This window comes from Vibrio sp. CCB-PB317 (assembly GCF_022808245.1).
Lineage (GTDB): Bacteria > Pseudomonadota > Gammaproteobacteria > Enterobacterales > Vibrionaceae > Vibrio > Vibrio diabolicus.
In genome coordinates, this window is record NZ_JALGNU010000001.1 from 1,412,541 (window position 1) to 1,434,797 (window position 22,257).

The window sequence follows — 22,257 nt, forward strand, 5'->3', positions numbered from 1 at the left end:
CGCTTTGCTTGGATTTTGTTCACATCGGCTTCATTTTCATCGGTTTACTAATCATGGTCCGAAGAACAAAGTTTATGCGTTATATGCTTTATGTTCGGCTGAGATGTAAGATTAAAGATGCTTTTAAGCCACCTAAAGCGCTCGCTTCCAGTGTTAATTGACCTCGGTAACTGTGTGCCATTTCACTGACTATATTTAGACCAAGACCTGAACCAGGGGTTGCTTCATCCAATCTAACGCCTCTCTTGATTACTTGACTCAGTTTCTCTTTAGGGATACCTGGTCCGTCATCTTCAATGATGATGTGTATGTTGTCTTTATCCTGAGAGGAGTGCACACGAATCATGTTGTTGGCCCACTTATAGGCATTTTCAAGCAAGTTGCCCAGCATTTCGTCGAGATCGGTCTGCTCTACCGCTACATTCAGCTCTGAATCAAGTTCATTAATTAAGGAGATATCTCGGCTCGCATACACTTTATCAAACGCCATTGAGATAGCATCCACACGCTCTGCTGGGTTCGATTTCACTGATAAAATATTCATAGACCCCGCCATGCGGGCACGGCCCAGATGGTAATCGATATGATCTTGTATTTGATTGATCGGAGTACGCAGACGGGATTGCGTATCAGGTTCTAACGTCTGTACTTCATTTTTTAGGACAGAAAGTGGGGTTTTTAGCGCATGTGAGAGATTGCCTGCATGATTCCTAGCTCGTTCTAACAACTCCTGATAATGGAAAAGCAGAGCGTTGAGGTCGAAGATAAGAGGAGAAATCTCTTTCGGATAGGTTTCTTCTAGACTCTTTTTGTTACCAGACTTCAGCTCGGCCAACTCTTTTTGTAACTTCGTAAGCGGACTCAATGACCATGCAATTTGCAGCAAAATGACGGCAAGAACCCCTGCGAATAATAAGCCTAAAATAAGCCAGAGTTGCCCGATTAGCGTTTGCAGGGTGCTTTTGATAGGCTCTTCGTCAATACCAATAATGATATGGATAGGCCCATCGTAATCTGGTAAGTATAGAGCTTTTTCTATGGTAATCAGCCTTTCGCCTCTCGCGCCGTAAGCATCGTTATCCAGACCTTTGTATTCGATTTTTTTGTCCCACAAAGAACGAGAACGCTCGAGACTCGTCTCAGTGGAGGCACTCCAATATAAACCACTGTAAGGTCGGTTAAATCGAGGGTCTGAGAGCAGAGCAGCGAGTGAGAGGTGCCCAGTCTCATCGACTTCTAACTGAGCGGCGATTTCATCCATAAAAATGCTCAGCTGTGAGCGAGTGTCGTCAACCATATAGTTGTACACTTGGGTCGGTATCGTCACACCAGCTGCGAGGATCATTGCCGTCAACCAAACGATCGCCGCTAAAACGAGGCGACTTTTGATACTCAGTCGTTTTATTGCGTTCAACGGTAGCCTGTTCTTATTCGGCATTTAATTGGTATCCCAACCCTCGGACAGTTTTTATGATCTTTGGCGCGATTTTTTTGCGAATTCGGCCGATAAAAACTTCGATTGTGTTGGAGTCACGATCAAAGTCTTGTTTGTAAATGTGCTCGACGAGTTCGGTGCGAGAAATTACTTTTTCTGGGTTATGCATAAAGTAAGCGACCACTTTATACTCCAGCGCCGTTAAGCTTACTGCTTGCCCTTGCCACATGACTTTAGAAGTGCGCGTATCCAAGCTCAAGTCGCCAATTTGCATCACAGGAGAGGCGTTACCTGATGCTCTTCGTAGTTGTGCGCGAATACGAGCGATAAGCTCAACCATTTCAAACGGCTTAGTTAGGTAATCGTCTGCACCTGCGTTTAGACCTTCAACTCGCTGCGTTAGGGTATCGCGAGCACTCAGGATAACGACAGGGGTATTGATGTTTTCATCTCGAATGCCTTTTAGCACAGTGAGGCCATCCAATTTCGGCAGTCCTAGATCAAGAACAATAGCGTCCCATTCTTCCGATGTCGCGCGATACAGAGCGTCTATGCCATCTTGAGATAATTCTGGTACCCAGCCGGTACTTTCTAATGTTTCGATGATTTGCTCGCCTAAACGAGGGTCATCTTCAACGACAAGTATTTTCATATTGGTGATTCTTATTATGTTGGGAGTGTTATCGAAGTAAGCTACGCATTGCGTCGGGATTACGCATTAGACCAGTTTAGTTGTTTTGTGGCTTTAACGCTTTGTTAAAGCTGCGACCTTTGATCTCAAGCATTTCCAGCGTGGCGGCGTCATACTCAACTTTCAAGACGCTATTGTTGTACAGGATTTTCAGTTCATACACCCAAGCATCATCATCTTCTTCAAGCTCGACCTTGATGATACGGCCGTATAGGTCGTTTTCTACTGCGGCGTAAAGGTCCGAAAATGGTCGTATATATCCTTGTTGAACCGCGCGATAGACCTCATCTTGATCTTCATCGAATTCAATACGTGTTCCAGGCTTTTCGACATCTTGCACGATGGCGTGACCATTTTGTGAGGCATAGTAGTCGTCATGCTTGGCGAAACTTGGTGCACACATCAATGTCGTGATAAGGCCGAAAAGTAACGCAGAATGTTGAGAAGTCGTTGCTTTATACATAGTCAAACCTTTTCTAGAACGTTAGCCGCAGTATATCGGATATAGATGAACAGAGAGTGAATCATCGAGTTCAGTTTTACTAAATGTTGCGGACGTTATTTCAACTCGTCTTCAAAAATTTTGTCTCGCAATTTCCAAAAGCGACCGGATTTCCTTGCAATAACAAACTGAGGTAAACGGAAACGATGTTGATTGGCAACAACACGTGTCGGTGAAGCCTCTTCAAAAGGGCGATGCTTGTCTGCCAAGTGAGGGCGCACAAACTGGTCTTTAAACGTTTGTTTTTGTTTTTTGGTACTCAATGACCAAAACTCATGAACTAACGCATTGCCTTCTCCTTGGTATGGTTCACCAGAATACGTCACCTTGAGTTGAGATTTACCATCACTGGACTTGAATACTGACAGGTCCATTTCTGTGCATTCAAATATCAATGCATCTTTCAGATTAAGGGCTTCTTTTAATTTTTTATCTGGATCAACAAGCGTTGCGTCACACTCATGACAAATGCGCGCAGCGATATCGTTGGCGGCACCACATTCACCACAGTATTTGGCACGAAAACGGTATCCACAGTGTTCACGCTCGCCTGTGTCTTCATCTTCAAAGTAACCTTGGCAACGTCTGCCAAAGTGTTCAACCAAGAAACCGTTACTATCCAATTTACCCCAGAAGTTGTTATTGAATCCGCAAGCCGGGCAGGGAATCGTGATAATTTCACTGTCAGAGTCTGGCTTGGGATCACCGACTTCAGGTTGGTATAAATCGTAGCTGTTGCCTGCGTAATCAAGCACTAAACATTCTGATTTTCCGTCTGATAAGCGTAATCCTCGCCCTACAATCTGCTGGTACAGACTGACTGACTCTGTTGGTCGCAAAATCGCGATTAAATCGACATGCGGCGCATCAAACCCGGTAGTCAGTACCGAAACATTGACCAAATATTTTATTTGACGATTCTTGAACGCTTGGATGATCGCATCGCGCTCCGGCGTAGGTGTATCACCAATGACGATTTCAGTTTCGCCTTCAGGCAGTAAACTGCGGATCTCTTGTGCGTGTCGGACAGTCGCGGAGAAGATCATGACACCTTGACGTTCTCTCGCATATTGCATGATTTGCTCAACAATTTGCGGAGTCGCACGTTTGGCTTTATCGATCACCATGTCCATTTCTGCTTCTTTGTAGCGTCCGGTGTTTGCGGGTTTCAGTTGCGAGAAGTCGTAAGACAAAACGGGCGCGTCCATCATGCGGGCTGGAGTGAGGAAGTTTTCGTCGAGCAAGTAACGGATCGGCAGTTCGAAAATACAATCGCGGAAGAATCGCGGCTCTTCGGTGCGTACTTGACCTCGGGTATGGTACTGATAAATCCAGCCCATTCCTAAACGATAGGGCGTTGCAGTTAGTCCCAGCACCTTAATGCCTGGGTTCAGTTCTCGTAAGTGAGTAATAACTTTTTGGTAGCTGCTGTTTTTGTCATCCGGCACACGATGGCACTCATCAATAACGAGCAGAGAAAACTGGTTTTTGAACGAATCTAAGTTACGTACGACCGATTGAACCGAAGCAAACACGACTTGCTGGTCAGTTTCTTTTCGCCCCAATCCTGCTGAGAAGATGGAACCTTTTAAACCATAACCTTCATACTTCGCGTGGTTTTGCTCGACCAGCTCTTTAACGTGAGCGAGGACTAACACTCTCCCTTTCGCAAGGCGAGCAAGTTCTGCGATCACCAAGCTTTTTCCGGCACCAGTAGGCAGTACGATCACTGCTGGTGTCGAGTGTTTACGAAAGTAGTGAATGACTGCTTTAACCGAGTCGGCTTGATAAGGGCGAAGTGTGTACATGAAAATATGTGAAATTGCTCAACTATTCGAACGAGGAACGCTATAATACCTGACTTTTATACCCAAGTGACCTTTAAACCAAGATTTGGAGGTTACTTGGGTATAATTCAATGAGGTATTCATGCGTTTAGATAAATATTTGTGTGACGCTCTGGGTGCAACGCGCAAACAGGCAACAAAGATCATCAAAAGTGGTGACATCACCGTTGACGGTGAGGTTCAAAAAAGTGGTGCATTTAAAGTACCTGAAGGTGCGGAAGTGATGTGGGAAGACCGTGTTATTGGTGCTCCTGGTCCTCGTTACATTATGTTGTACAAGCCTGCTGACTTTGTTTGTTCACATGAAGATGGCTACAACCAAACTGCATTCGCATTGCTCGATGAGCCTAAAATTGAAAACCTTCACTTTGCAGGCCGATTAGACGTAGACACAACCGGTTTGGTGTTGATTACGGATGATGGTAAGTGGTCTCACCGTATTACCTCACCTAAGCATAAGTGTGAGAAAACGTACCGTGTTTGGCTTGTCGATGCGATTCAGCCTGATTACGCGGAAAAGCTCGAACAAGGCATCATTTTGCGCAATGAATCAGAAGCAACATTACCTGCTCGTTTGGAGATCGTGAACGAGGCAGAGAATGAAGTATTGTTAACTATTGTGGAAGGTAAGTATCACCAAGTGAAACGCATGTTTGCGGCGTTAGGAAATAAAGTTGAGTACTTACATCGTGAGCGTATTGGTTCGATTGAACTCGATGAGGCACTAGAACCTGGTGATTATCGCTACCTCACGCAAGAAGAAATTGACTCTATTTGGAATTAATTATCGGCATGGGAAATTCTTTAGTTCCCAATTGGAACTAGTTTTTTGGTAGGAATTGGCTCAAAATTAATTTTCCTACCAAAATTAGTGCCTAGACAATTCCGGTGTGCTTACTCATCTGAGTGATATGCCTTTGCATTTAGCTGAGCCATGCATACTCTTATTGCAAAGCCTTCGGCTGTGGTGAGTAAGTAAATGGTGGAATCAATTCCATTGCATTGTGTCTATTTCTCATAAACACACTTCGCTTTCACACGCTTTTCTATGTCGAGTTCGTCAAGGTCACACCTTGGTACATATTTGCCCTTATGATTCTCGAACGTTGATAGAGCAGGCCTTTGGCTTCTAGATTCAACGATATGAGAACCGTCCGTTACGTTCACTTTGCTCTGAAAGTATTGACGAAAGGGCTCCAACAAGAGGTAAAAGAATGACAGAAAAAGCGCAAAGCGCTCCGCAATCCCAAATCAGTTTTCTATTGTTTCTTGTATTAGGAGCGATTGGTGCTTTGACGCCTTTGGCGATCGACATGTATCTGCCTGCAATGCCAACCATCGCGAAAGATTTGGGTGTTGCGCCTGGCGCGGTTCAGATTACGTTGACGGCTTATACGGCAGGTTTTGCGATTGGCCAGTTAATTCACGGGCCGCTTGCCGATAGTTTTGGCCGTAGACCTGTACTGATTTTGGGTGTGCTTTTCTTTGGATTAGCGGCGGTAGTGAGTGCGACCACAAACGGCATTGATGCATTGACTTATGTGCGAACAGCGCAAGGTTTTGCTGGCGCGGCAGCGGCTGTCATTATCCAAGCCGTCGTGCGTGACATGTTTGACCGTGAAGACTTTGCTCGTGCAATGTCTTTCGTCACCTTAGTGATCACCATGGCACCCTTGGTCGCGCCTATGATCGGTGGTCACTTAGCTATCTGGTTTGGTTGGCGTTCGATCTTTTGGGTGTTAGCCATTTTCGCTGTGGTGGTAATTCTACTGGTACTTTGGAAAATTCCAGAGACGCTGAAACCAGAAAATCGTCAGCCGCTTCGTTTTCGCACTACGATGAGAAACTACGCCAGATTATGCTCCAACCCTGAAGCGATAGGCTTGATGCTTTCTGGAGCGTTTTCATTTTCCGGAATGTTTGCATTTCTGACCGCGGGTTCGTTTGTTTATATTGATTTATATGGTGTTCGACCAGACCACTTTGGTTATTTATTTGGTTTGAACATTGTTGCGATGATCATAATGACCAGTATTAATGGTCGCTTGGTGAAGAAAGTTGGCTCTCATGCCATGCTTCGTTTTGGGTTGTTCGTGCAACTTTTGGCGGGGATTGGTTTATTCGTAAGTTGGTTAATGGACTTCGGATTATGGGGCATCGTACCTTTTGTTGTGCTGTTTATCGGTACATTGTCGACGATAGGTAGTAACGCTATGGCGCTGCTTTTAAGTGGCTACCCATCAATGGCGGGTACAGCTTCGTCTCTGGCGGGGACGTTAAGATTCGGTATCGGCTCATTGGTTGGCGCGCTGGTGGCATCACTACCAGGTAATGTGGCGTGGCCGATGATCATTGTGATGTTTGCTTGTTCTGTGCTTTCAGCACTGTTTTATTGGACTTTAGGAAGAAAGGCGTAATGTCGAATTACACCAAAGAAATTCAAAACTTAGTTAACTCAGCACTTGGAGAGTTAGATCAAGAGCATCGCTCAGGTAAGTTAGCCAATGCCCCTGTTGCGAATAACCATTATTTAGTGCGCTGGGTTACCAAAGCACTTAAATCTCAGCGTTTCGGTCGAGCCGTAGGCGATGACTTAACACGTTGGCAAAAAGCGGGTCGTTCAAAGGGTAATGACGCTGGTTTGTTGTTTATCTTCAAGCGTATTTCCGCTTTTTACGCTCAGTTTTTTCCTGAAGGTGAAGAGTCCAAGGTGATAAAAGACTCCGATATTGAATCATTTCTTGATTTGATGGAGCAAGCTGGCTGGGAAGTTTCTACCTCTGAACAATTGGTTGGTTGTGGCAAAATCCAAATCTTCACTGAAGGTCAAAACTCTTTGGCGCTATGTGCAGATCAATGCGAAAGCTGCTTCGACGGCGAGTTGCTCGTCAAGCCAATGAGCTGGTTTGTACGTGGCAACCATGCTGAGTTTGTTGAGAAAGCAGCGCAAGCGGGCTTTATGGTGCATAAAGTGACGGACTACAAATCGATGGTGAAATACCACGGCGAGTACCTCATCTTTCCTGCAAACGAAGGTAACCAATTGGCTGAGATTCCGTTGAGCTTCCAAGCTTAATCAACTTCTCACAGCAGTAGAGTTGAAATACGAAAGCATCAGGCGTTTGAAACGTCTGATGCTTTTTTTGTTACGTCACTCTGTATTTAAAAGCGATATTTCCAATAGACGCCACCATATAAACCTTCATAGCTTTGCAAAACGTCGCCCATCGTTTCGGTTTCGTTATTAAACAAGTAATCCTCTTCTGAGTAGTCTTCATAACGGAGGTTAAGCTGCACGTTTTGATTTTCAGATACTTCATAGTCAGCGATGACTTCAAATCGGTACGAGTTCGCCTCGTTATCAGGATATTGGTAGCCACCAGATGTGGTTGAAGATTTTCCATCAGCTTGGCTGTAGCTGTAATCAAACGAGATAGAAAGTTTGTCGTCTAGTAGCTGCTCTTTACTCACACCAAAGCCAATGGTTGTGATGTCATCTTTGAGTTTGGTGGTGTAGCGATTCCAACCGACAACGTCAGAGTTTGCTTGTTGTTGCTCGGAGCGGATGACCTGTTGATTGTAAAAAACATGCCCGTTTAGTCCGTCGAGTAAATTGAAGTTGACGCTGATATCGTAGCCGTAATCTTCTCCTTCGCTTAAACCTATATCGGGTTTAACATAGTCGTCGTTTCCGTACCAAAGCTCAGCAAGTAACTGGACATCGTTTGTTACGTCATAGCCGCCGTCGCCACGGAGCTCAATCCTCTCTTTATCGGCTAAATAGTATTGGCGCAAATTAGGCGAGTCGCTGCTGTCGTCCTGCCAATCAGAGCCATCGCGAAAAGAGTAGGAGACTTTACCGCCTAATTGCCACGGTCTATTTGGTCTGTACTGGGCACCAACAAAAACGCGTTGTTCATTGGTACGTTTCCTATCAGCATAACTTCGCTCATCTTGTCTAAAATGGTAACCCGTATTCACTTTTACATCAGAAGTAACACGATACTTGAGTGTTGCTTCCAGTTTGGTTTTGGTGTGGTCGTATTTTTCTCTCGTCGATCCGATGATGGTGTTTCTATCGGAGTTATCGTCTTTGTCTGAATAGTCTGCAGAAATGGCGAAAGCTGTGTCTCGCGAAAGCTTGTTGTGGTAATCCGCGCTCATTTGCCAAGTGTTGGTTTCGCCATGGAATGTATTAGAGTTAACGGGGGACTGCGGGAATGGATTTAACCCGCCTTCAGAAGACGTCTGTGACCAAAGTAAGCGGCCACTGAACGTTTGTTGATTCAACCGATAATTCCCCGTGACAGCAAACTGGTGAAAGTCGTTGTCAGGCTCATACGCGATGTGGTTGGCGTAAGGGGTGGTAATGCCGCCGTAATAGAGTGCGGACTTGTCATTGCGGAAAAACGAGCCGCGATACGCAATATCCAACAGCCACAAATCTTCAATGTAGCTCACTCCTACTTGAGTATTTAAGGTTTCATGATCGACGTCTTTAGGTATGAATCCCGGTGCGTTGGCGTAACCCGGAATGGTCGATGAATAAAGTGAAGTTGTGCCTTCTTTACGTTCGTGCTTCATGGATGCATATGGCTTCCATGGCGTATGTGGTGTGTACTTGAGCTCTAACTTAAACGTCTCTCGCGTCACTGAGTTTTCATATTTCGATAGGTCACCACTAACGAGTGCACCTTCTCTTGGATGATACGCACTGAGTGAGGACTGACTCCAGAAATACGGAGTTTCGCTGTAACTGCCGAGGACACGTAATCCGTCGTACTGGCTCATTTCCCACTGCAGTAAGAAGCGTTGCAAACCAAGATCTTCGACGACGATTCGATTGTAGAACCCATCGTCTTCATATTGTTCGATATCGGCGTTTAGGCTCGCGTTAAAGTGTTTATTGTCAGAGTTTGTACCGTAAACGGGTGGATTCCAATTATAGAATCGCGAGGAACCATCGTTGTTAAGGTAACCGACGCCAGCGCTGACTTCTCCACTCCACGTGCCATCGCTGCTGCATTCACTGCACTGCCAGCGGCTAGTGTCGGCTGGTTGAGAACGTTGTAACGAATAATCGTTGGCGTGCGCTTGCACAGCAAAAGCAAGGGAAATAGCGATGCACAGTTGAGATAGTTTCATGCCTCCCTCCTAATAACTTAATGTTTGACCACGTGGGTGGTTAGAGCCATGCACTTGATTGTGGCAGTTCAAACAACTTCCGCCGCGCACTCTCAAGTCGTTTTCAGGAATGGCTACGTTTGCATGTGGCACACGGTGACATTCCTGACATAGCATTGGCAGCCGTTTATTGAGCAGGGCTTTGTTCACTGAACCATGAGGTGTGTGGCAGGATGTACAATCTTCAGTTACAGGCTCATGCTCCCATAAGAATGGGCCGCGTTTTTCTGCATGACACTCGTAACAAGCGTTATTGACGGTTGACCAGTTCAGGCTTGCTTCATTTAATGCCTGATGTGGATTGTGGCAGCTAGAACAAGTCATGACGCCGTCAATGATAGGATGACGACTGCGTTTGTGGATATCCGATTTGGTGCGGGAGTGGCAATCGGTGCATTTGTCTGCTTGCATTTCGGCAACCATCATCGGATCGTTTTTTTGATGCAGTTGGTGACAGCTTGCACAAGACAGCCCTTCAAAAGCGTGCTCACTGCTATGCCAAGTCGAGCGTTTCGCATCTTGGTGGCAAGATAAACACACGCTGTTTTGCTTTTCGGCCGGAACAGGGGAGTTTGGCCCAAAGGTGATCATCGGCTCACGAACTTGTCCTTTTCGCGGATTGCGCGCGTGATTGTTTGCTGGGCCATGGCATGCTTCACATTGTTTATCATTCATTGGCCCATGCAAATTCGCTGACTTGCCGTGGATGTTGTCGAAAATACCGGTTGCAGGTTTGTCTGAGGTATCGTCATGGCAACGAAGGCAGCCATCTGGTCCGCGGCGTGAATATTTCCCCTCGGAAAACTTGGTGTCTAATATGGTTTCAATTTCTTCTTGAGTTAACGTCGCCGCCTCGGGTTCTGGCTTGGCGACATCTTCCGAACTGACGGTGAAGATGACGCCTAACCCAAGTATCCCAGCTACCAACCACCGCAGAAACATTGCTTTCATAGCTCTTCCTTTTCTTATCCTTAATTGTCAAAGCATTGTGTTCAATGACGAATTCAACGGTAGTCGTATACCTTGTGAACCTTATCTACCCCTTGTGACTGACCAATAGCATGGCAAGTCGCACATTGTTCGGAGCCTGTTGCTTGTGCTGCTGTGTCTGCTCCAAATACCGCGCCGTGATTCAGCATATGGTTCAGAGGCGCATCTCCTGCCACGGTATCCGGGTCAGCATTAGCTAAAGATGACTCTAAGTGACACGCGCCACAGGCGACTAATGCAGGACTAAAGTACTTACCACTTGCCAGAGAAGGGCGCGTATTTTGTTGGCTAGGTAAGTTGTATTGAGCATTGGTATGGCAGGCCTCACAGTTGTTGACTGCGCCAGGGAAAGGCGCTTCACCGCTATGAGCGGAGCCAAAGGCATGGAATGAGTGCACGTGGTACTTTAGATCAGCCGCCATTCCAGGATAAAACGCAGAACGTTCAGAGTTATGGCAATTTTTACATTGTTGGAAGTCGGTGGCGGCATGTGGATGCTCACCGAGCTTATGGATAGTCAGCTCTTTGTGACAATCGTTACACGATGAAATGTCCGCGCCAACTGGCAGTTTGTGTTGCTTGTTGATACCAGACATATCAAACGAGCCGGATGCGTTATTGGCGGCAATGACGAAAGGCGATTTGATAAGATCGATGCCTTCAAACGTGACGCATTCGGCGAGCTCGCCATCTCTACGGTTGGCGCAAAGTGGCATGTCGGCGATGTTAACCGTCAACGTAGAGTTGGAGATTGGCTTAATCGCAGCGTCAGTGAAGTCTTTATGACACAAGAATAGGCCTTCTCCTTGAGCCTCACAGCCGTCACCAAGTGCGCCATCATCGGCGACGTTGAGACTGTTGTTTGCGACTATCGGGCCTTGGCCGTTATCCCAGTTCAGCAACAAATTGAGGTGCCCATGTTCATTAATGAAAGGGGTCAGTTCGTTGATGGATTCAATACCTGTGCCCGCTTTCGACACTCTTAGTTCAATCTCAAACTGGTCATCAATAAATCGCGCGCTTTCAACGTTGATTTCAAGCGAATCACGCGCTTTTGCAAGATTCTCTAAACGCATTACGTGAACCGTTTTAGCACTTCGGCTTGCGTCTTGGCCGATGATTGGATCGCCATTGTCATCTCGGTCATAAGGTCGGTGACAGCCCGAGCAGGAGTTTTGTGGCTCGCCGTTTCTTACCCAAACCGTACCGACTTGGTTATCATGCGCGCCTCTGTCTCGGTACAAATGACAAGTCTCACAGGCAACTTGGCTTGGGTGTTCAAACCAATTGTTGGCGTCTGATGCTTTCGCGACATCGGTCGAATGGCAGGTTGCACAGTTACGGGCATCTTGCGGGAAAGGGTTGCCTTCAATGACTAAACCATTGATGTCGGTAACGAGCACGTCATTCTCGTCGACAGGCTGTTTGTAAGTGTCGATGTTATTTCTGTCGCTACCTAATTTGAAAACATTACCGTGGTATTGATGAACAACGGCAGCGAGAGGGCGTCTGGCTGGCGCGGCGCCTGGGTTACTGTCATTGTGGCAAGCGGTACAAACGGCAATGTTGTTATCAATTGAGCGATAGCCGGGTCCATGATGAAGCGGTTCGCCCATATGACAGTTTTCACAGGTACCTGTTTCAATCACATTGCGGGAGACAGCCGTATCTGAACTTTCTTGCGGCACCCATTCAAACACGTAGGTAAAACCGTTGCCTTGCTCGCCATACGCCATGACGATTCGGTGGAGTTTATCCGCATCCCAAGCAATAAAACCATTGTTGTTAGAAGAGTCGGCAGTGTAAGGATCGGACACTTTTAAAACGTCAGGAATGGCAAACGTGTAGCGATACCCCTCGTCTGTTTTTACTAGTGTTCCATCCCAAACACTCTCCATGCTGGCACGGTTATTTGTGGTATTACTTGAGTGATGGAAACTCTTCCAATAGGTATTGCCATGACGCCCATTGAAGGCAAAGGCTGGATCGCTCGAATTTTGTGTATCGACACGAGAGGGCATTGCTTTAAGAAGTGCGATGCGAAAGTCCTTCGTTTCGTCTAGCTCATGAGATCTGCCACTGCCGTCTTTGACGGTAAAATCGACTACCAGTTTGGTTTCTCCGGTTTCTTGAGTGATCAATGATGGCTCGGAAACACTGATTTCGAAATCACCAAGTGCAGGTGGTGATGTATTCTGATCGTTTTTGCTGTCTGGACCACATCCGGTGAGCAGTAAAATAAAAAATATTAATGTAGCGATCGACTTTAAACCGTTCATAGTCCCTCTCGATTCGTCCTAAAGTAAGTGGGATTGCGTTGGAATGGTTAAATATCTCAATAAGCAATTGATTGAAATATTAATTTTGTATTCAAGCCAAAAGCAAAATATCCATATTTACATCGCTAGAATAAATCGAAATACATGGCTTGTAAGAGTATAGACGCAATATGAAATATTATTAAAATAAACCTCTTTTTCTGTGCGTGAATTTTGGGTTTTAAATTATTATGTTTTTAAATCAATTATTTGTATTGAGGTTTGTTGTTCTTGAAGAGGTCGGTGCAGAAAAAGTAAGGGTATTGAACTACGCTACTTTAAATGGTTGACGGCTTAATATTTTTATCTTGGATATCGTTGGTTTTAAGTCGCGTTTATAAAATGATTTTCTTATCGTTTATTCGCTGTCTGTTTTTAATTAACAAAGATAATTACTACGGAGTCAGTCTAATATGCACCAACTAATTAAATTATCTCTAAAATTCTCCTCGGTGTTAGCCATTAACTCAGTTTTGGCCTCCCACAGTTTAGCGTCACCAAGTGAGCTAATTTCACAACATGAATGTGAAGCTTGTCATGGGCCAAACGGTGTTAGCTCAGAAACGAATATTCCGACAATCGCAGGGATTCCCGAGTTCAACTTTTTCGACCAGATGTTGCGTTACCTTGAAGGCAGACCCTCAGCTTCGGTTAATCACGTATACGGAGACACGAGCCAAAAAGGCGACATGATGACGATAGTCAAATCTTTATCTGAAGCGCAGATTGAAGAGTTAGCAAAACATTATGCTGGGCTTGAGTTTGTGCCAGCTAAGCAGTCTTTTGATCAAGCGTTAGCGATGAAAGGTAAGGCTATCCACGCGAAAAGTTGCGAGAACTGTCATTCGGATGGTGGCAGTAACGCTCTGGATGAAGCTTCGATTTTAGCTGGTCAGCAGAAGGGCTATCTCGCCACTACGTTGCAACAGTTTAAGCAAGGCAAACGCTCCGTTGATAAAAAAATGGATGAGGCGTTCAAAGGGCTTAGTTCCGATGATTTAAACGCGCTCGTAGAATACTATGCGAGTTATCGCTAGCGCTGTTTTGGGATGAACCCCGATGAGTTTATGGCGTAAACCAAACAGGAAGTGGATGCTCGGCATACCAATTGGTGGCTTGTTGGCGTTTATCCTTGGTGGGTTGGCAGTTAGTGTTTTTCACTTTGGTATGGATTACACCAATCGCAACGAGTTTTGTTACAGTTGCCATATTGGGATGGATACGATAGTTGAGGAGTACCAAGCATCCCCACACTTCAAAAATGCTCAGGGTGTGGTTGCCGCTACGTGCAGTGATTGCCATGTCCCTAGGGAGTTTTTTGCCAAAATAGCATTGAAAATCGGCGCTACAGCAGATATCTATCACAAACTGACTGGTGATATTACACTTGAGAATTTCGAGGCAGAACATCGTCCGAGATTAGCAGCTGAAGTTACAAAGCAGTTTATCGAGAATAAATCAAAGCAGTGCCGATACTGCCATTCTGTTGACAAGATGGATTTCGAAGCGCAAGGACGAACCGTTGCGCGTCGACATCAAATGATGGAAAGTCGAGATCAATCGTGCATTGATTGCCATGCGGGGATTGCCCATCACCTGCCTATTTCTCTAGATTCTCCAGAGACTGTCCCACCTGAGGAGTAATACTGATACTTTCGGCTTCTTTCGCGATGGCTTTGACCATGCCTTTGAATATGAATAGATGGGCTGGCATCATGGCAAACCAGTAAAGCAGCCCGAGAAACCCCTGCGGGTGCCACCAAGCTGTGATATCCAGTTCTCGTTCATCACCATGGTCTTTGATGGTAATTTCTAAACGTCCAAGCCCCGGGCCTTTCATCCCAAAAAACAGTGAGAGGAACTGATCTTCCTCGCAGCGAATCACTTTCCAAGAGTCAATATAATCGCCGACTTTGAGCTCCGGCCCCGGAGGAGAAACGCGAATCGGTTTCCCGCCACCAAAAAAGATGTCGAGCCATTCACGTGTGCGCCACAAAATGTTGGCAAAGTAATAGCCTTTTTCACGACTCCCGATTTTTTGAGCCACTTTCCATAATGCCGCAGCGGAGGCTTGAGTTTTTATGCTCGCACCGGCTTGTTTAGGGTAGTAGCCATACCCTGGTTGCCATCGACGAAGTGCCGCTGGTTCAAAGCCCCAAACATTGCTGCGTACAAACGTGCCTTCATCTTGAATGGTATCGGATACCGCTTGCTCGTAGCTGATCAGCGTTTGCGGAAATCGTGCTTCAATCGCTTTGGAATCGGCAATGTAGTCATGCTCTAACCCCGCGAGTAATGCTTTGCCGATGTTTGCTGGTACAGAGGTGACCAAGCCGAGCCAGTACGATGCCATTTTGGGGGTAAGCAACGGTGTCGACCACAGCCGATAAGGCTTGTTGGTGATTCGGCAAATGACTTTAAACTGCTCGCGGTAGCTGAGTGTATCTGGCCCACCAACTTCATAAATTTGGCTTTCTTCTGGGGGTGATGCTTCGGCCAGCTGCAATAAATAGTGATTGAGGTTGGGTAGGGCAATAGGGTTGGCTTTTGAGTCGACCCATTTAGGCGCAATCAAAATAGGTAAGTTGTAGACAAAATCTCGCATGATCTCGAAAGCCGCGGAGCCGGGGCCAATGATGACGCCTGCACGCAATTCAGTTACTGGAACGCCAGACTGTCGGATAATTTTGCCCGTTGCTTTGCGTGCGGCTAAATGGCGCGAGTTTCCGGTTTGCGGTTGGATGGCACTTAAATAAATGACATGTTTGACACGGCTTTGCTCCAATGCGTATTTAAAGTTCAAAGCAAGGTTTAGCTCGTACTCAACAAAGTCATCGCCTTGTGCCATTCCGTGTACTAGGAAAAATACCAAGTCAAAATCGTTCACCACAGCGAGCGTGGCTTCTGCGTCGGCTAGGTCCAGATACCGCAACGTTAAATTAGGATGGGGTCGAGTCCTTGACTCCAAATAATCGATATGTCGCGCCGCAGCCGTGACGGCGTAACCTTTGTCTAAGAGTAACGGAAGAAGTTGAGAACCAATGTAACCCGAGGCGCCTAGCACCAACACCTTTTTCATTATCTGTCCTTTTAATCGTTGGTGGAATAAACACCACAGAGTATAATCATGAGACACTTTCCCCATTCTATCAATAAGTTGTCGTTGGAGCGCTTGTGACTTTTCTCTCTCAACTCTCAATACATGCAGATAAAGCATTCTTACGTCGCTTATTTGCGATCGCGCTACCAATTACACTGCAAAGCATGATGTTTTCTAGCCGAAGCCTCGTCGATGTGCTTATGCTCGGCCAACTTGGTGAAGCTGAAATAGCCGCTGTTGGGGTAGCGGCGCGCGCGACGTTTGTTACTACCATCATGTTAGTTGGGGTGACGACGGGTGGTGCATTACTGACCGCACAATATTGGGGGGCAGGCGATAAAGTCGGGGTACGTCGCAGTACCGCTTTAACATGGATGATAGCCATGGTGTTTGCCGCCATTGCTGTTGCTTTGTTTGTTATTTTCCCACAGCCAGTTATGAAACTGACTACAGACTCACAAGAAGTGATTGAGTTAGGGGCCAGCTATCTAATTATTTCATCCGTTAGCATGTTTGCTGTTGCGTGTGTCGCTAGTATGTCGGTGGGGTTGAGAGCGATGCACCAACCGGGGCTGAGCACATTTTTTAGTGGTATAGGCATTCTGTCTAATGTTTTCCTCAACTGGGTGTTAATTTTTGGTCACTTAGGTTTTCCTGCTTTAGGGATTACAGGGGCAGCCATTGCAACGGTTATCAGTGGCGCTATCGAAGTCGGTTGTCTATTTGGCTATTTATGGCTGAAGAAACACATAATTGCATTTGGTTGGGATGATATACGCGCAGGTTTGGTTTTAGACAAAATAACGCGTTTCTTGAGCCTTTCCTTACCGACCACATTTAACTTTTTGGCATGGGCTGGTGGATTGTTCGCTTACCATGCCATCATGGGGCAAGCGGGTGTGCAAGGTTTGGCAGCGTTGTCGGTGATGACGCCCGTTGAGTCAATCGCTCTCGCTATGATGATTGGCCTATCGAATGCAGCTGCGGTTTTAGTGGGTAACCAACTCGGCGCGAAAAACTTTGAACCTGTGTATTACCAAGCTTGGGCTACGGTCATTTTGAATGTGTTTATCGCATTTGTGGTCGCTGTTGTATTGATAGTGTCCAATCAATGGATCCTTAATGCGTTTAGTGCACTGACAGCGGATACTCGCCAGTTAGCTGAACAGTTTATGGTGATTCTTGCTTTAGGTGTCGTATTACGCTCGGTGCCGATGATGGTCATTGTTGGGGTATTACGTGCGGGTGGCGACGTTAAGTTTTGTTTGTATCAAGACATTCTTGCGCAGTGGGTGATTGGGATTCCACTCGCGGCATTTGCAGCGATTCAGCTCGGTTGGGAGCCGCAATGGGTTTACTTACTCTTTTTGACCGAGGAAGTTGTGAAGTGGACGATTTGTCTGCCAAGAATGGTGAGCCGAAAATGGATGAAAAACCTTATCGGTCAATAGAGGTAAACAGAGCTTTCTGCAGCTGCAAAAATCTGCTCAATACGTCAACAAAATTAGGAACAGAAAGTGAATCGAGTTGCATTTGTACTCTCATAGTGTGATCAAGCAGTCAAAATACTTTCTACTAACAGGATTTTAGTGTAGATTCTGATCCCAATTTTTAAATACCATCCGAGCGGCATAATCAATGTTAAAACTGTCAGACCTATGTAAAGGCTATGTAGACGGGGGAGAATTTCACCCTGTATTACAAGGGGCAGAATTAACATTACAGCAAGGTGACCAAGTCGCTCTGATGGGAGAAAGTGGTTCGGGTAAAAGTACTTTGCTGAACTTAATTGCCGGACTGGATACTGCAGACTCTGGTGAAGTTCAGTTTCCAAATTTTGCCATGCATGATGCGCCAGAGCATTTGAGAACCCTTTATCGCCGCAACAATATTGGTAATATCTTCCAACAGTTCAACCTGCTTCCTACGCTCAATATTGCCGACAATATTCGTTTTTGTCGTCAGTTAAAAGGTTTGCCAGAAGATAAAGAGTTGTGGCGTCAAATTCTTTCTGCTCTGGATTTAATGCCTCTGCTAGGCCGTTACCCGGAAGAAGCATCTGGTGGTCAGCAACAACGTGCTGCTATTGCTCGCGCACTCTATATGGAACCTAAAATCCTACTCGCTGATGAGCCAACTGGTAGCCTAGACGAGCGAAACGCAGAAGCGGTAATGCGCTTATTGACGAGTCTCGCTCGCCAACTGGAGTGTACTTTGCTGTTAGTGACGCACAGTGAAAAAGTGGCGGCCCATATGGAAGGTAAGATTCGACTTCAAGGAGGGCAACTGCATGTTATGGCCCGTAGTTAAGGCACTACTCGGTCATTACCGTCGTTACCCACTACAAATTATTCTTGTCTGGCTAGGGTTAACCTTAGGCGTGTCCCTTCTTGTTGGTGTTACTTCTATCAACCAGCATGCAAAACAAAGTTATGCGACAGGAGAAAAGCTTTTCTCCAATCCTTTGCCATACCGAATCCGAACTAAACACTCTGCCAATAAAATCCCTCAAGGTTTCTATATCCAGTTGCGTCGAGCTGGGTTTAACCAATGTGCGCCGTTTGACGTGCTGCATCTAGATGCTAAAACCGATATGAGCTTGATGCTGGTGGGGATTGATCCTGTCGCGATGATTCCATTGCAGCAAGGCAAATCTTTGGGTGAGATGCCCGTTTTATCATTAATGAAACCTCCTTATCCCATTCTAGTCAGTCAAGATTTGGCCGCTTACATGAGTTGGCAGAATGGGGACTTTATTGAGATGAATGACGGAAGTCGTCTCGGACCGATTCAAGTCGATAAAAACAAAATGCTCTCAGGGACTCGGCTGGTTACTGATATATCGTTGTTGCGTATGCTCAAGCGGAGCTCAGGTTTATCTGCGATTTCTTGTGGTGAAATGCCAGAGGAAAAGCTAATAGCACTGAAAAATATGCTTCCCAATGGCATGACGCTCGTTAGGAATACGCGTACGGAGCTTGAGTCGTTAACTAATGCATTCCACATGAATCTCACTGCGATGGGGATGCTGTCATTTTTGGTCGGGTTGTTTATTTTTTATCAAGCGATGTCTTTGTCATTTATTCAGCGACAACGTTTGGTGGGTATTTTGAGACAGACGGGGGTCAACGGAACGCAGTTGGCTCAAGCATTGTTGTTAGAGTTGTCGTTGCTCGTCTTTATTGCGTGGGCGTGTGGTAACTTTTTTGGTTTGATCTTGGCAAATGAGCTGATCCCTGCAGTCTCATCGAGCCTGAGCGATTTGTACGATGCCAACGTAGGCTTAACAATAGGATGGTCTTGGCAGTCCAGCTTATATAGTCTGATCATGGCAGCGATGGGCGCATTAATATCGTGTTTGTGGCCATTGATTCGTTTGTTGAAGTCACAGCCAATTCGTCTATCTTCTCGACTGTCATTAATGCGATTTGCAGGGCGTGAGTTCTCTTGGCAGGCTCTTGCTGCGTGTGCGTTTTGTGTCGCGGCAATCGCAGTGTATCAAGCACCGAAAACACAAGAAACTGGCTTTGCCATTATTGCGCTGATGTTGGTTAGTGTGGCCTTGTTCATGCCATTTATTATGTGGCATATGTTCCAGAGCTTTTCTTACACCATGCGTTGGGTACGTGTACGTTGGTTTTTTGCCGATGCAGCTGCGAGCATGAGTTATCGCGGTGTGGCAACAATGGCGTTTATGTTGGCACTGGCGGCAAATATCGGCGTAGAAACGATGGTAGGCAGCTTTAGGGATACAACCGATAAATGGCTCAGCCAGCGATTAGCAGCGGATATTTATATCTATCCGACAAATAACTCAGCAGCTCGGATGAGTGCGTGGCTGCAAAACCAACCAGAAGTCAACTCGGTTTGGTGGCGTTGGGAAAAAGATATGCCAACCGAACATGGTGCTTTGCAAGTGGTGAGTACAGGCTCTTCTGAAGGTGAGCTAGATGCACTGACGGTAAAACTAGGTGTCCCGAATTACTGGTATCAACTGCACGCGACCAAGAGCTTGATGGTGAGTGAATCGATGGCCTTGAAGTTGGATATTCGCCCAGGAGACTTCATTAACTTGCAGGAACCACTGGGTGGAGACTGGCAAGTCGTTGGTGTTTATTACGATTATGGAAACCCGTATAACCAGGTAATGATGTCGCACCGGAATTGGCTGTATGCATTTGCAGGGACGGGCAATGTTGGCCTTGGTGTAGTGTTAAAAGATAGCGTTAATGGGGAGGGGCTGAAAAATCGCTTAGAAAATGTATTCCGCCTCCCGCAAGACCGTGTGTTTGATAATGGTAATATTTATAGTCAGGCAATGAGGGTATTTGATCATACCTTCGCTATTGCAGGAACCTTGGGCAACATCACGCTGATTATTGCTGTGTTTGGCTTATTCTTCGCGACATTGGCGGGCGAGTTGTCGCGGCAGCGGCACTTCTCTTTGCTGAGATGTATGGGGGTATCCGGAAAGGAACTTGTCGCATTAGGTGGTTTGCAGTTGTTTGTCTTCGGGGCCATTTCCGCGATTATTGCGGTGCCACTTGGTCTGGCACTTGCACACTTGATCGTTGATATTATCATTAAGCAATCATTCGGCTGGTCTCTGGAGCTTCAAACGATTCCTTGGGAATACGCTCAAACTATTGCTTGGGCGATGCTTGCCATCATGATTGCTGGCGCATTGCCAGTTATTAGAATGATTAAGAGTACGCCAATGAAGTCATTAAGGGACGCGTTGTAATGAAAAAAGTGGGCTCTAAAAAACGCTTGTTAGTTTCAACGATCATTGTTATTACGTTTGCCTTTTTGACCGGGGCTGCTTTTTACTCAACTTTTTGGTTGGAAGCGACAGCAACACAAGAAAGCGAGCTTAATTCTATTCTAACGCGTGAAAATCAAACGATTTTTGAACCTGTATTACCTGACGAGCATGTCTCTTTACCGTCAGACTTTCGCTTTCATCCCGAGTACCAACATGAATGGTGGCACTACTTTGCGAAACTGAAAGATGAACAAGGGAAAATATACAATGTTCAATGGAGTTACTTCAGGGTCGCGACAGACGAGCGAGAAACCAGCGGATGGCAAAACCCTCAACTGTACATTTCACATGTTGTCGTTAGCCATGGTTCGCACGTCTGGAAAGAGCAACGTGTAGCGAGAGGCGGGATAGGCCAAGCTGGCATGACTAATCGTCCTTTCAGGTTATGGATTGATAATTGGACGTGGCGTTCACTTGGTGCAACGCCTTTCCCTGGTAACTTGAATGTGACTACCGATACGTTTGGTTTAGATCTCAATACTATGACAAATGGCCCCTTTGTCGTGAATGGAGACAAAGGTTTTCAGGTTAAACACGCGTTGCAATCTGTTGCCTCTTTCAGTTTTAGTGCGCCATTTTTAAAGGTGAAAGGGAGTTTGAACATTAATGGCAAACGCTTCTCTGTTGCTGGCTCTGCTTGGGCTCAGAAAGAGTGGGGCAGTGGCTTAATTGGTGAAGGGCAACAGGGTTGGGATTGGTTTGTATTCAATTTAGATGATGGTCGAGCACTGACAGTCAGCCGCTATCGCCACCATGGACAAACACCGCATGTATTTGGCACCTTGTCCACACGCTCAGGTAAAGTCATTAATCTCTCAGATGATGATATCAGTATTAAACCAATGCAAGTGACCAGTTTATCAAATGGAAGAAGGCTGCCTTTGCAGTGGATTATTAATATTCCAAAGCATCAAATTAACTTGACCACTCGTATTATCAAATCAGATATGTGGCTTCCGTTTGTTATACCGTATTGGGAAGGTCCTACCTTAGCTTCTGGCTCCAACGAGGCTTGGGGCTTTATGCAGCTCACTGGTTATTAAATTCTGATAAAAACCACCCTAATGGGTGGTTTTTTAGTGGATGAAACTTCCTGAATTTTTCTCAAAAGTATGGGGTTATCATGACAGTACATGCCATGTTATGCTGATTTTCTCATAATCTTGATAAACATTTGGCGCGATAACAACAAGTACGCGCTGTGATCAAAATTGAGTGTTATGTTGGAAAATACGATGTATAGTAAACTTCATATCGGAAAAATCGAAGTTTATACTCTGAAGAAGCGATTATTCTAAAGTTTTCGACCGCTATACACTCTTATCATTCTTTGTTAATCGTTTATTAAGATAATAAATATAAGGA

General features: G+C 45.7%; 17 protein-coding genes. 9 read left to right on the plus strand and 8 right to left on the minus strand.

The features are described 5' to 3' along the window. Window positions 1-88: 88 nt before the first annotated feature. The 4 genes from MTR11_RS06600 to MTR11_RS06615 form a co-directional block, all read right to left on the minus strand. On the minus strand, window positions 89-1,438 hold the full coding sequence (locus MTR11_RS06600) for an ATP-binding protein (protein ID WP_243327170.1): 1,350 nt from the start codon (window positions 1,436-1,438) through the stop codon (window positions 89-91). After that, a complete protein-coding gene (locus MTR11_RS06605) occupies window positions 1,428-2,087 on the minus strand; it encodes a response regulator transcription factor (protein WP_005378073.1) in 660 nt (219 codons plus the stop codon). The genes MTR11_RS06600 and MTR11_RS06605 overlap by 11 nt, the downstream gene beginning before the upstream one ends. 76 nt (window positions 2,088-2,163) lie before the next feature. Further along, complete coding sequence (locus tag MTR11_RS06610; RefSeq protein ID WP_012841930.1) at window positions 2,164-2,589, minus strand: PepSY domain-containing protein; 426 nt, start codon at window positions 2,587-2,589, stop codon at window positions 2,164-2,166. Between the two features lie 95 nt (window positions 2,590-2,684). Then, window positions 2,685-4,436 (minus strand): DEAD/DEAH box helicase, encoded by a 1,752-nt coding sequence (locus MTR11_RS06615; RefSeq protein WP_243327171.1) that lies wholly within the window; start codon window positions 4,434-4,436, stop codon window positions 2,685-2,687. Between the two features lie 121 nt (window positions 4,437-4,557). On the opposite strand from MTR11_RS06615, the gene rsuA reads away from it, so the two are divergent. The 3 genes from rsuA (at window position 4,558) to MTR11_RS06630 (ending at window position 7,551) form a co-directional block, all read left to right on the plus strand. After that, window positions 4,558-5,259 (plus strand): 16S rRNA pseudouridine(516) synthase RsuA, encoded by a 702-nt coding sequence (rsuA, locus tag MTR11_RS06620; protein ID WP_033905117.1) that lies wholly within the window; start codon window positions 4,558-4,560, stop codon window positions 5,257-5,259. 430 nt (window positions 5,260-5,689) lie between these two features. Continuing rightward, window positions 5,690-6,892 (plus strand): Bcr/CflA family multidrug efflux MFS transporter, encoded by a 1,203-nt coding sequence (locus tag MTR11_RS06625; protein ID WP_005393240.1) that lies wholly within the window; start codon window positions 5,690-5,692, stop codon window positions 6,890-6,892. After that, on the plus strand, window positions 6,892-7,551 hold the full coding sequence (locus MTR11_RS06630; RefSeq protein ID WP_243327172.1) for a DUF2913 family protein: 660 nt from the start codon (window positions 6,892-6,894) through the stop codon (window positions 7,549-7,551). The genes MTR11_RS06625 and MTR11_RS06630 overlap by 1 nt, the downstream gene beginning before the upstream one ends. Before the next feature lie 86 nt (window positions 7,552-7,637). Here the strand turns inward: MTR11_RS06630 and MTR11_RS06635 are convergent, their stop codons facing one another. Genes MTR11_RS06635 through MTR11_RS06645 form a run of 3 tightly spaced genes read right to left on the minus strand, consistent with a single transcriptional unit; the run spans window position 7,638 to window position 12,928 of the window. Then, a complete protein-coding gene (locus MTR11_RS06635) occupies window positions 7,638-9,620 on the minus strand; it encodes an MtrB/PioB family decaheme-associated outer membrane protein (RefSeq protein ID WP_243327173.1) in 1,983 nt (660 codons plus the stop codon). A gap of 9 nt (window positions 9,621-9,629) precedes the next feature. After that, entirely contained in the window at window positions 9,630-10,610 is a 981-nt protein-coding gene (locus MTR11_RS06640; protein WP_243327174.1) for a DmsE family decaheme c-type cytochrome, read from the minus strand. A gap of 53 nt (window positions 10,611-10,663) precedes the next feature. Then, window positions 10,664-12,928 carry an OmcA/MtrC family decaheme c-type cytochrome gene (locus MTR11_RS06645; protein WP_243327175.1) on the minus strand — a complete coding sequence of 755 codons (2,265 nt, stop codon included), beginning with the start codon at window positions 12,926-12,928 and terminating at the stop codon, window positions 10,664-10,666. Window positions 12,929-13,380: 452 nt separating this feature from the next. On the opposite strand from MTR11_RS06645, the gene MTR11_RS06650 reads away from it, so the two are divergent. Both MTR11_RS06650 and MTR11_RS06655 read left to right on the plus strand, forming a co-directional pair. Further along, window positions 13,381-14,004, plus strand: a complete 624-nt coding sequence (locus MTR11_RS06650) for a c-type cytochrome (protein ID WP_243327176.1) — start codon at window positions 13,381-13,383, stop codon at window positions 14,002-14,004. Window positions 14,005-14,026: 22 nt separating this feature from the next. Next, window positions 14,027-14,611, plus strand: coding sequence for a NapC/NirT family cytochrome c (locus tag MTR11_RS06655; protein ID WP_152812360.1), 585 nt, complete (start codon window positions 14,027-14,029; stop codon window positions 14,609-14,611). Here MTR11_RS06655 and MTR11_RS06660 read toward each other — a convergent pair. After that, window positions 14,568-16,046 (minus strand): DUF2867 domain-containing protein, encoded by a 1,479-nt coding sequence (locus MTR11_RS06660; RefSeq protein WP_243327177.1) that lies wholly within the window; start codon window positions 16,044-16,046, stop codon window positions 14,568-14,570. The two genes, MTR11_RS06655 and MTR11_RS06660, sit on opposite strands and share 44 nt — an antisense overlap. Window positions 16,047-16,141: 95 nt before the next feature. On the opposite strand from MTR11_RS06660, the gene MTR11_RS06665 reads away from it, so the two are divergent. The 4 genes from MTR11_RS06665 (at window position 16,142) to MTR11_RS06680 (ending at window position 21,935) form a co-directional block, all read left to right on the plus strand. Beyond that, window positions 16,142-17,518 carry an MATE family efflux transporter gene (locus MTR11_RS06665; RefSeq protein ID WP_170902136.1) on the plus strand — a complete coding sequence of 459 codons (1,377 nt, stop codon included), beginning with the start codon at window positions 16,142-16,144 and terminating at the stop codon, window positions 17,516-17,518. 187 nt (window positions 17,519-17,705) lie between these two features. Continuing rightward, complete coding sequence (locus MTR11_RS06670) at window positions 17,706-18,377, plus strand: ABC transporter ATP-binding protein (protein ID WP_005393230.1); 672 nt, start codon at window positions 17,706-17,708, stop codon at window positions 18,375-18,377. Beyond that, on the plus strand, window positions 18,358-20,811 hold the full coding sequence (locus MTR11_RS06675) for an ABC transporter permease (RefSeq protein WP_243327178.1): 2,454 nt from the start codon (window positions 18,358-18,360) through the stop codon (window positions 20,809-20,811). Before MTR11_RS06670 ends, MTR11_RS06675 begins: the two co-directional genes overlap by 20 nt. Beyond that, window positions 20,811-21,935 (plus strand): lipocalin-like domain-containing protein, encoded by a 1,125-nt coding sequence (locus tag MTR11_RS06680; RefSeq protein ID WP_046874817.1) that lies wholly within the window; start codon window positions 20,811-20,813, stop codon window positions 21,933-21,935. Before MTR11_RS06675 ends, MTR11_RS06680 begins: the two co-directional genes overlap by 1 nt. Window positions 21,936-22,257: the final 322 nt, after the last annotated feature.